The 11037-nt window shown below is 41.9% G+C and carries 9 protein-coding genes and 1 pseudogene; 4 read left to right on the top strand and 6 right to left on the bottom strand.

Going from position 1 to position 11037, the window contains the following annotated elements:
- Positions 1-73: 73 nt before the first annotated feature.
- From V7K38_RS02265 to V7K38_RS02255, 3 genes are all read right to left on the bottom strand, one after another.
- On the bottom strand, positions 74-808 hold the full coding sequence (locus tag V7K38_RS02265; RefSeq protein WP_334855110.1) for a filamentous hemagglutinin N-terminal domain-containing protein: 735 nt from the start codon (positions 806-808) through the stop codon (positions 74-76).
- 397 nt (positions 809-1205) lie between these two features.
- A complete protein-coding gene (locus V7K38_RS02260) occupies positions 1206-1421 on the bottom strand; it encodes a hypothetical protein (RefSeq protein WP_334855109.1) in 216 nt (71 codons plus the stop codon).
- 1117 nt (positions 1422-2538) lie between these two features.
- Complete coding sequence (locus V7K38_RS02255) at positions 2539-4287, bottom strand: hypothetical protein (protein ID WP_334855108.1); 1749 nt, start codon at positions 4285-4287, stop codon at positions 2539-2541.
- A 53-nt stretch (positions 4288-4340) separates the two neighbouring features.
- Here V7K38_RS02255 and V7K38_RS02250 point away from each other — a divergent pair, with 53 nt between their 5' ends.
- From V7K38_RS02250 to V7K38_RS02240, 3 genes are all read left to right on the top strand, one after another.
- Complete coding sequence (locus tag V7K38_RS02250; RefSeq protein WP_334855107.1) at positions 4341-4505, top strand: hypothetical protein; 165 nt, start codon at positions 4341-4343, stop codon at positions 4503-4505.
- Positions 4506-4935: 430 nt separating this feature from the next.
- On the top strand, positions 4936-6162 hold the full coding sequence (locus V7K38_RS02245) for a succinate--CoA ligase subunit beta (protein ID WP_334855106.1): 1227 nt from the start codon (positions 4936-4938) through the stop codon (positions 6160-6162).
- 168 nt (positions 6163-6330) lie between these two features.
- Entirely contained in the window at positions 6331-7212 is an 882-nt protein-coding gene (locus tag V7K38_RS02240) for a succinate--CoA ligase subunit alpha (RefSeq protein WP_334855105.1), read from the top strand.
- Here V7K38_RS02240 and V7K38_RS02235 read toward each other — a convergent pair whose 3' ends face one another.
- Together V7K38_RS02235 and V7K38_RS02230 are read right to left on the bottom strand one after the other, a co-directional pair.
- Complete coding sequence (locus tag V7K38_RS02235) at positions 7213-8457, bottom strand: phosphotransferase (protein ID WP_334855103.1); 1245 nt, start codon at positions 8455-8457, stop codon at positions 7213-7215.
- A gap of 56 nt (positions 8458-8513) precedes the next feature.
- Positions 8514-9887 (bottom strand): DUF2252 domain-containing protein, encoded by a 1374-nt coding sequence (locus V7K38_RS02230; protein WP_334855102.1) that lies wholly within the window; start codon positions 9885-9887, stop codon positions 8514-8516.
- Between the two features lie 181 nt (positions 9888-10068).
- Between V7K38_RS02230 and V7K38_RS02225 the strand changes: the two genes are divergently transcribed.
- Positions 10069-10749, top strand: coding sequence for a RibD family protein (locus V7K38_RS02225; RefSeq protein ID WP_334855101.1), 681 nt, complete (start codon positions 10069-10071; stop codon positions 10747-10749).
- Positions 10750-10812: 63 nt separating this feature from the next.
- On the opposite strand, the pseudogene V7K38_RS02220 reads toward V7K38_RS02225, so the two are convergent.
- Positions 10813-11037: pseudogene (locus V7K38_RS02220) on the bottom strand (photosystem II q(b) protein); the annotation flags it as partial.

Below are 11037 nucleotides of genomic sequence, written 5' to 3'. Positions count from 1 at the left end.
ATTATTTGTTTACTTGGTCTATCACCTGATATTTATGGTCATTTGGTCGATAATTCCTCTTAGTCAAATCCTATTACGCGAACGGTGAGTTATTATCAATATCTAACCCTATTTCTCCTCTATCAGCTAATCCTCCCAATTCCACTCGACCGCCAAAAGCGTTTAATCTTCCTCCATTTAAATTCACCTCCCCGCCAACAAGTAGCAAACTCTGTCCATCAGGAACCCTTAATCCATATACATTTGAGCCTATTGAATTTTGTCCTACTAATACATTTGATCTGTTTTCGATTGATCCGTTAGCACTTTGATAAAACAAGGCTGAAGGATTGACTGTCAATAATGGAACCTCAGAAGCAGAAGCCCTAAAGAAGCCCTGATTGCCAAATTGAATAGCATTAGCTGTAGTTCCTACAAATGACCCCCCAACTTGTAGCTTGGCATTCTCTCCAAAGATAATCCCATTAGGATTTATCAAAAACAGGTTGGCTTTACCTCCTGATACGCCTAATGTCCCAAGAATATTGGAAGGTTGATTCCCTGTTACCCGAGTCAGAATGTTTTTGACTCCCGGATCAACGAATAGAACTGTTGCTCCTGCATCCACATTAAATTGAGAAAAACTGTGAAAAAGATTGCTGCCACGTTGAAGCCCACCCCCAATATTGCAAGTTCCAGTACATGTGTCTGGTGTGGTTGGAGTAGTTCCATCTATCTGAATAGATTGAGCCTGGACATTAGTGGTCGCAGTTGCTAAACAGAGGAAGATACCGCAAGCACTCCACAACATATAAAAGCGCTGTTTCATAAACATAAACAAATTACGAAAAGATTATGGCTCTATAGGCTTTTTTATGAAACCTAATACTATAAACTTGTTGCTTGACAGCTTTAAAAGCTTATAGGAAAAGGCTTTCATGATTTACATGTGCATTATTTGATAATAAGTTTAGTGGCTCCACCATAAAAGAAGCGGTAGAACCAAAATTACGAGTCAACTAGAACATGAAATCTTGAGCGAGTGGAAGGAGGGCAAACGCACGGAATTTATAAAACTCTTACTAGGCAAGGATATTGAAGAAAAAATAACCGAGATGATAAAACACCCAAATCCTTGCTATTAAAGAATTTTTATACTTAAAATGCGTTTGCCTTGATGTGGAAAGTAACTAATAGTTGCGTCTTGATGAGCACAATGCCCAAAACTATACGGTTACTTCAGACATAAACTCTGGTCGAGGAGGCGGAGGGTTCATTCCTGGGTCTTTAGCAATTAATACTGCTTTGCTTTCCGGCATGAGGTCATTTTCTAACTTATTAAGGGTAATATCATCTGTTTTACTATCATTAGATTCTGTTATCTCTTCTTCTACAGAAGATTGTTTTGCCTTAGTAAGATTAAGATCGATCTTTTCATTCATGACTTTTCCCCTAAGTTAAAAAAGTTACTGTCAATGAGTCTTTCAGGTTGATTTCTAAGAATTACGCATTGTGTAACAAAACTTTATATTGTTCTACTGAATTGCTTTAAGGTTTTGATTATTAGGGCTGACGAGCAAATTTCAACAAGAGCCAATACCTCATGGCTCTTGTTGAAAGACTTTGAATCGTCTATTCAACCTGACTAGTAAAGCCATTCACTCCGTCAGAGTTAAAAGGCACTCTTAACAATTCAAAATTCAAAATTGAAGACATTTTCAGACGGCGATTTAGAGGATGTCTGAAAATTTTTTTATATACACCGAATGCTTAGAGATCCCCCTAAGTCCCCCTTTTTAAGGGGGACTTTGACACTCTTATTCCCCCTTTTTTAAGGGGGGTTAGGGGGGATCAATAAATATTTGCTGCTTCTCAGACATCCTCTTAAACCTTAAAAAGGGGGACTTTGACACTCTTATTCCCCCTTTTTTAAAGGGGGTTAGGGGGGATCAATAAATATTTGATACTTCTCAGACATCCTCTTAAACTCCGGCTGAAAGTTTTGCTACGTATATGGTTGGGGTCTTAAGCCCTTTAATTTCCGATAAAGAAAATTAAAGGAGGTAGGAGGAGCAAATCAGTAGGGGATTAGGGTAGGGGTAGCGAGGTCGGGCAGTTTTACTAGAGGAAAACTACCCTCTGCCTCCTGTCTTCCTTGAACAAACGCCCAAATCCTTGCTATAAAATAATTTTTATACTTTAGATGCGTTTGCCTTGATGTGGAAAGTAAGTAATAGTTGCGTCTTAATGAGCAGCAAAAGCAATGCCCAAAACTACACAATTACTTCAGGTATAAACTCTGGTGGAGGAGGTGGAGGCTTTGTCGTTACGCCAGCAATTAGTACTGTCCCGCCTTTCTGCATGAGGCCATTCTAGATAGATTGAGCCTGGACATTAGTGGTAGCAGTTACTAAACACAGGGAGATCCCGCAAACACTGCACAACATATAAAAGCGCTGTTTCATAAATAAATTACGCTCCAATAAATTACGACTCTATCGGCTCTTTTATGGAACCTGATATTAAGCATACTATAAGTAGACTATTTACTTCTATACATTACCCGCCCAAAGTCCGCGTATAAATTACCTGGTTTTTAGAATCGTAGAGGAAAAGGGACAGATTGGCATTTTCAGCAATTACAGCTAAGGCTTCCCTTAAGATTTGCAAGTGATTAGTAACGTCAATAGCAGTACTAGAATTTTCAGAATAAGGATTAGCTAAGTTATTTTGCCTTACTTGGTCATACTCAGGGGTTAGCCGGACAATAATTCCTGCATTGTCTATGCTAAAGGTGCAAATCCGAATTCCATTAATACAGGTTTTATTCAAGTCAGTGCGGGTTTGCTCGAAACTACTAACAACTTGTACTTTTTCTTGTGCTTGTTTTAGGGCTGCTGAATAGGGTTCAATCAGAGACTGAGCCTGAGTGTAGTACAAGCTATCTTGGGGAACTTTTTTAGCAGTTTGCAAAGCCTGATCCCAGTATGTCGCTGCTGCTTGCCATTGGTTTTGTTGCTGATATAGTTTGGCTTGGTTGGCGGTGATACGGGCTTGTTGGTAGGTTTTAAGAGCTAATTGTTCTTTAGTGGCGCGATCGCGTGCTAATACTAACTTAGGTTTATAATCTACCAACAGCTTTTGGGCTTCTTGGTATCCAGTGCTAGTTAGCGGAATGCTATTCAAAGCATTAATCGCCACCAACCAGGTAGACCGAACCTTTTCCCAATCATTCAAAGATTTAGCAGTAGCTTCCTGCTTCTCGGCTGCACTAGCTACAGCTTTTGCTGCTGTGAGTTTTTTTAGCCATTTTTCCTCAATAAATATCTGCTGATTTACGGCGTGCAAACGGACACGATAATTAAGTAATTTACCTTGTACTAGCCCATAAAGTTCACTATCGGGACTTATAGTTTCTAGTGGGGCTATAGCCTGTCGCCATAAGTGTTGTCTAGCTTGTAATTCTTCTAGACTAGATGCAGGATTTTGAACTTTTTGTGTCGCCAAAGATGCCGTCTGCAAAGCCTTGACCACCTGGTTGATTTTTTCTGACCGTCCAGACAAACTTGTTTTTAGTTCTTCCGACTCCTGGTGACGGGGCGACCAACTAGGAATTACATTTAGGGCTGTACTGGCTGTAGCAAGTTGCTGTTGTACAGCAGCTAATTCTTTTTCAGACTTAGCACGACGCATCAATTGCGGAGATTTTGTTTTTAATTGCTGGGCATTTTGTATTTCTTTACACTCAGACATCACACAAGGGCGAGTCAATAAGTAAGCACCACCACCTAAAACTATCATTCCCATCAAAGCTGCACCCAGAAATATGGGTTTGATTTGAAATGTTCGCTTTGCAGTTGGTAAATTCGGTGCATCTGCAAACGGGTCAAACGGTTCCTCTTCCTCAGTCTCATCAAGTGATGGAGAATAAGTTAGAGCCGATGAAGAAATGGGAGAAAAGTATTCCTCCTCTGGTTCCCCTACTTCCCCACCCCCAAATACCTCCGTTTGCTTCAGAGTCAAGAAACATTTGGCATAAGGGAGTTGTTCACCAAAGATTCTGAGGAAACATTGTACTTGCTGCTCTCTGTGGGGTGTTAGAGACTGAAGTACTTCCTCAATTACTGCAAAGATTATTTTAGTATCAACTCTTACATCTGGTTCATGTTGCGTTAAAATCATTAATCCGTCTTTATTGACGGCGCACTTAACCTCGAAGACTTCAACTGATGAAACTTCTACAAGCAATTGTTCCTGCAAAGTTTTGGCTAAAAGCTGTAAATCTTCCTGCTGGACTACTACTTTCATAGAGCTTTTCCGCTCAACTTCTATATTGTTTTGATTATTTTTAAGAGGATGAAATGAACTTTTTAGTTTTGTTGAATGCAAATGCACAGTTTAACCAACCACAGCCTGAAAATCTGAACGACCAACTTTCTAACACAAATTCTGACTTTTCCCCAAAAATTAAAAAAGCAGTTATTGTTCGCACTGCTACATTTTCACAGCGCAAGATACAAAATTAAATAATCTGTCTTCAGATATAAATTACAAATAAAAATGGGAATAATAAACCTTTTGGGTATTCTCACGGCATTATTTTGCGACAATTAAATTCACAGTAACAACTGCTCTGCAACTATGATTTTGCAGAGCAGTTGTGAAAAAATTATCCAAAGGTTAAGGAAACGATACTAAGCCAGAGGGTTTTGACAGAAACGGTAGTTATCTTCTATGCTGGGAAACTTACCGAGGAGATTAATTACGTGTTGTGACTCTGTCCCAAACAGGTTGGCTATCAAAATCAATATGTCTTATTTGCTGAATTCGATAAAATCTATCAATGAAAAATAAATTTTTATAGCTGCCGAAAGCTTAACTTTGAAATAAAAGTGCTGCAAAATATTAAGACAGCACTCACCAACAGCTTGGAAAGTGTCAATATAAGGTGTATCAATGGATTTATTAGAGTATCAAGTTAAAGAATGGTTTGGGAAGATAGGCATTCCGGTATTGCCCTCCCAACGCATTGACCATCCTACAGATTTGAAACGTTTAAAAATTCGCTTTCCAATTGTACTGAAATCTCAAGTACATGGAGCAGAACGGGCAAAAGCGGGTGGAGTCAGGTTTGCCGAAACGACAATTGATGCGATCGCAGCAGCGCAAAATATCTTTAATCTACCAATATGGGGCGAATTGCCAGAAGTTGTGCTGGCAGAATCTCAATACGACGCGAACCAGGAATTTTATCTTGCGGTAGTTTTAGATACTGCTGTCTGCCGACCAGTACTTTTAGGTTGCAAAGAAGCAGATATCGATTGGGAATCGGCTGGGGAAAAAATGCACCATGTTGTGGTGGAACAGGAATTTTCGCCATTTTATGCACGAAGATTGGCTTTGAAAATGGGTTTACAGGGGACGCTGATGCAGTCGGTAAGCAGCGTTATGGAAAAGATGTACCACTTATTTGTGCAAAAAGACCTGGATTTAGTCGAAATAAATCCCTTGGCAGTCAGTGCTAATGGTCAAGTTATGGCTCTTAATGGTAAAGTCAGGATCAACGAACGGGCAATCAAGCGTCATCCCGATCTCGCGGAGATCGCGGCAAAAATTATCAGCCGTAATACCAGTACTGAAATCAACGGTATTTTAGGTGACTGGAATGGTGTAAAAATGCATGGTAAAATTGGTATTTTAGGTAATGGTACTGGTTCAGTAATGGCAACTTTGGATTTAGTCGCCAATGCTGGTGGCAATCCAGGTGTTTGTTTAAATCTACGTCATGCTTTCCTCACAGATACTACACCAACGACCTTCCGCGATCGCCTAGAAACCGGTCTGAAAATCCTGGAGGCTGACAAAGGCATTCAAGTAATTTTAATTAACTTTCTGGGTAGCATTCCTCAAACTAAGGAAGTAATTGAAGTTATAGCCAGAGTTGTACAGCAAGAAGATAGTGAACTTGAATCACAGGTTGTACGTTCTAATGGCAGTAAAAGTCGGCAAGAGCGGAATTTTAAACCCTTAGTTGTCCGTCTTGCTGGTTCTGAATTTAATACTCCTAGAAAATATTTAGCAACACTGAAAACCCATAGCGATGCGCTACTCGTGGTAGAAAATTTAGATGAGGCAGTGGCGGCAGCAGTTCGTCTTGCTAAACCAACTGCTAATAAAAAGTAGTGATTGTTAATTGGGCATTGGGCATTGGGCATTGGGCATTGGGCATGGGGCATGGCAGAAAAATTCTTATAACTCCAAACTCTTGTACAAACGCGATGAATCGCGTCTCTCTTGTACAGACGTGATTAATCGCGTCTCTACTGGTTGTCAAACTTACGGTAATTTTTTATGAACCTAACGCCAGAAAGTAAAGTACTAATTCAAGGCTTTTGTGAATTTATATCAGGCACTCATGTTGCTCAAATGCAAGCTTATGGCACGAATTTGGTAGCTGGTGTCAATCCGGGATGTGGCGGACAGGAACTGCATGGATTGCCTGTATTTGACTTAGTAGAGGAAGTAATAGAAAAATTTGGGTCAATTGATACAACAATTATCTGTGTAGATCCTTACGACGTTTTAGATGCGGCATTAGAAGCGATCGCATCTCATATTAGCCAGATTATTATTATCACTGCTGGCGTGCCACCTTTGGATATGGTGCAATTACTCCGCAAAGCCGAAGCCTGTGAAACATTGATAATCGGGCCCAACAGTCCGGGGATCATTGTGCCGGGAAAAATTCTTTTGGGTACTCAACCTAGCGAGTTTTATACTCCTGGGCCAGTGGGGATCGTTAGTCGCAGTAGCACTCTCACTTATGAAGTTGCTTCCGAATTAACAAAAGCCGATTTGGGTCAGTCAATTAGTGTCAGTATTGGTAGTGATGCGATCGTCGGTTCCTCATTTCTCCAATGGTTGCAAATTCTGGATGAGGATGAAACTACAGAGGCGATCGTTTTAGTCGGTCAACCTGGTGGTGGTAGTGAAGAAGCAGCAGCCCGATACATTGCTGAGGCAATTGATAAACCAGTAATTGCCTACATTGCAGGAAGACTTGCGCCACCCGGAAAGAGTTGGCAGCAAACTGGGACTTTAGCAACCGTTATCGGACGCGATCCTAACTTTGGCACAGCCCAGAGTAAATTAGCTGCTTTAAAAGAAGCGCAAGTTCCAGTAGCTGAACGCCCTTCTCAGATTCCAGAATTATTGAGAAAGCAGATTAAATAATTACAAATAGCGAAGCAATAATCGGGCTTCGTCTGCTAGTTCTAAGGCATGAGCAATGGCGATCGCTCTCGATCTGATAATTTCGTCAAAAGTTCGCCCAAAGCGCTGCTCTAGCCAGTTGTAACGAGATTCGTTGCGTACTAGGTTTAATAATCTCCCTGCTATTAGACCAAAATGAAGTGCCGCTACAGCAGCATAAGTAAAGCGCACCACACGCTCATCCCCATTCCAGCCAGCAGAACGCAACCCTGCTAAATAACCCTCAAGCACAAGTTTTTCTAAGGGGATCAGTGATGAACCATCGACGAACAGTAAAAAAATGCTATCCAGCACCAAATTTATGATGTCTTCTCCCAGAACACCATAGCCAACAAAAGACCAATCGATCAGAACAGTTTGGTCATCGCCATAAGCGTTACGCCGAGAAAACAAGTTGTTAGGTGTAATATCAAAGTGGCAGAGTGTAGAGGGTGCTTTGTCTACAGCGTCGAGGAAGATGTGGCGATCGCTCCACAAGTCCATCACGCGATCGCCTACATCTGGGGAAAATATCTCTTTTAGTAGTGGGTGCTGCCATACAGTCGGTTCTCGCCACGCTTCTAAAGCAGTATTATCAATATTGGACACCCATGCTCGATGCCAGTCACGACTTAGCCAAGGCTGAGAAGGTAACGCTCGTGCCATTACATAGCTTCCTTGCAAATAGCCAAGGTGATGGGCTGCCACCCCGAAACGTTCCAGAGACCAAGTGCTGCCGGGGCTGCCCTGAATATCCTCCAGCCACAGCCAGACGACATTAGCAGATGGTTCTGTAATAGCGAAACAACGGGGGGCTACTAAGTCGCTACTCAAATTATCGAGGATTCCTGATGTATATATCAACGCCTCGCGCTGCCAGTAATTCCAGTGTGTGGGGTCTTCAGAGGAATTGAAAATAGAGCCAACATTCTTTGGTTGAAGGTGCAAAATCTTCAGAATTACTGACCAAGAGAATTGTTTGGTGCGATCGCTAGCAATACCAGTGATGCGCTGCAAACCGGCTGTGACGTTATTAATAATGTGGTGAGCGATCGCTTCAGCGTGCCATTGCCCCAAAGTGGCAGTTTTACTGTCAAGTAAACAACGAACAACGGTGGTTAATGTCACCTCATCAATTAGCGGATGTGCCGCAGGTGAATTCATTGGCTCAATACTTTCTAAAATTTCAATGTCTGATTTGAGGTAGGACAAGAGAGAATTATTCAACAAATTTTTCCCTTGTCTTACCCATGAGAAAAATTTTTCAATACTGAATCGGTCTTCTAGTAAAGTCTCACTCCTTGGTTATAAGCATTGACAAAACTTGTGTAGTCATACTCGACTTGAGTTGCATAGTCTACGGCAAAGTTAACAATTTCGTCTTTGAATACAGACTTGTTACCGCCCACAACATCAGTCACTTCTTTGTCCGCACTTACAGAAACGATCGCAGCATCGTAGTCTTTATCAGAGATGGCATGGTTTTTAGCAACTACCTTCCCTGCATATCCCATCGCATCCATGAATTTTGACTTAGTGGTTAGTAACGTATAGTCAAAATCCACTTGGTAGGGTGATTTTTCATGCAGCATAAAGGGGATGCTATTGACTGTAATGTAGCCAACCAAGGGATCGGTATTGGAGAGCATCGCTTTCATGGCGATTGCTACCCGCGCCCCTTCTTGGTTTCCGTAAACTGAAGTTGGCAGCAGACCTGGAACTGCGATCGCAACTGCACTACTACCTTCCTGCTTCATCTCCAAAATGCGATCGTCGTCAGTTGCTGAACTTGGGCCTTCAATGAGCAAGTAATATCGATACTTACCAAGACTACCAGTACCTGAACCTAATTTGAGGCGAATATCTTTGAGGGTGTAGTAACTATTGTTATAGCGCTTACTGCTAGGAATTGAGGCGATATAGCTGCTCATAGCTCCAGCAATATCTGAATAGGTGCTGCTGGATACAGGCTGGAGTTCCGAGGTTGCCTGAAAGACTCTATTGTTACTGTTATTTAGCTGAGTGTACTTAGTTAACAAGCTAGAACGGCTCTTACCTGATGCATTTTGAATCAAATCTTTGACTACACCATTCGTATTGCTGGATTCCAAACGGTATGATAGTTCATCATTGGTTCCCTTAAAGTCGCTCATTTTATTCAGATAAGCATCCAAGAAATTACGCACAATATCCTGAGCATCACTTGAGCTAAGACCATTCTCTTTAGCAGCCAAGAGAATGGAGACTGCCATCCGTCGCAAGTCCCAAACGTAAGGGCCAAGATAGCCTTCATCAAAATCAGTGGTGTCAAAAATGTTGTTGTCATTGCTATCTCTCATCCCCCCAAAATTTTGCAGATGCATATCTCCTTCTAGCCAAATGGCTGAGGTTGAAGAATTTACAAAACCTGAACTTGGCAGCGTCTGCATATCACGATAAAAAATGTGATCTGTTCCCCGATAAAAGGCGAAGGCGCTAGCTGTCATCTTTTGCATCTTTGTTGCCAGTTCTTGAGGCAATTGAGAAGCAAAGGGATGGTTGTATTGGTAAATTTCATTCTCCACCCAACTTGAACGGGGAGTTGCAGCTTGAACTTGAGATATAAACCCCAAAATTAAAATTAAGATAACTACAATTGCAGATATGTGTTTGGGCATGACAATCTCTTAAAGGTAAAAATTACTCTTGCTAGACTCTTGTGTAGAGGCAATCATCCAACAACAATTCTTTTACCACCTTAAGCAATAGCTTGAAAAGTGACTTAAAGCACAATGCAATAACTGTTCATGATAAAGGATTCAAAAAGGTAAAATTATAAATAACCGTCAGAACGTAATCATGTCAGCTATCCAAACAACTGTGGTTCTTGCAATGACGGCCGATGGAAAGATCAGCGCCGTAGATCCTAAAGCACCCCGTGATTCAGATGCAGCCGATCAAGAACACGTGGAGTATCAAGTCTCACTTGCCGATCTAATCCTGGTAGGAGCAGGGACGATTCGGGCTGAAGGAGTAAGCTTTACAATTCGCAATCCCGAACTGTTAGCAGCACGTGAGGTTCGCGGTCAGTCTCCCCAGCCGATTACCTGCATTGTCTCTGGTTCCCTTGACCTATCGCTGGACTTACCTTTTTTAAGTCAAGATATTGAGCGGTGGATATTCACAACACGAACTGGTTTAGAGCGCAATTCTGATGCAACAACCTTGCAAAAACTGGCTGAATTAATTGATTTGGGAGATACAAACCTAGACTGGGATCGGGCTTACAGCTTGATGGCAGAGCGGGGTATTCACAAGATCGTAGCTTTGGGAGGCGGTTCTTTAACAGCTGCTCTAGCAAAGGCTGGGAGAATTGACGATTGGTGGCTGACAATTTGGCCCGTCATTTATGGAGGAAAGAATGCCCCTAGCCCAGTTGAGGGAGAGGGTTTTCTTCCCAATGCTGCTCCTCATCTGCAACTCATCGAAACTCGTCAGGTTGGGAGTGAGTTGTTTTTACACTACCGCACACTCAAATAACAAAACAAAAAAGCGCCCTCCCAATCTGGGAGAGCGCTTTCTTACTTAGTTAATAGTTCAGAATTAACCGTTGATAGCAGGAGCAGAAAGAGCTACAGGAGCAGCTTCAGCAGATGCCAAATCTAGAGGGAAGTTGTGAGCGTTACGCTCGTGCATTACTTCCATACCCAGGTTAGCGCGGTTGATTACATCAGCCCAAGTTGCAATTACACGACCTTCAGAGTCAATGATTGATTGGTTGAAGTTGAAACCGTTCAAGTTGAACGCCATTGTGCTGACACCCAAGGA

This window comes from Nostoc sp. (assembly GCF_036917465.1).
Lineage (GTDB): Bacteria > Cyanobacteriota > Cyanobacteriia > Cyanobacteriales > Nostocaceae > Nostoc.
This window is presented reverse-complemented; position numbering and strand designations above follow the sequence as displayed.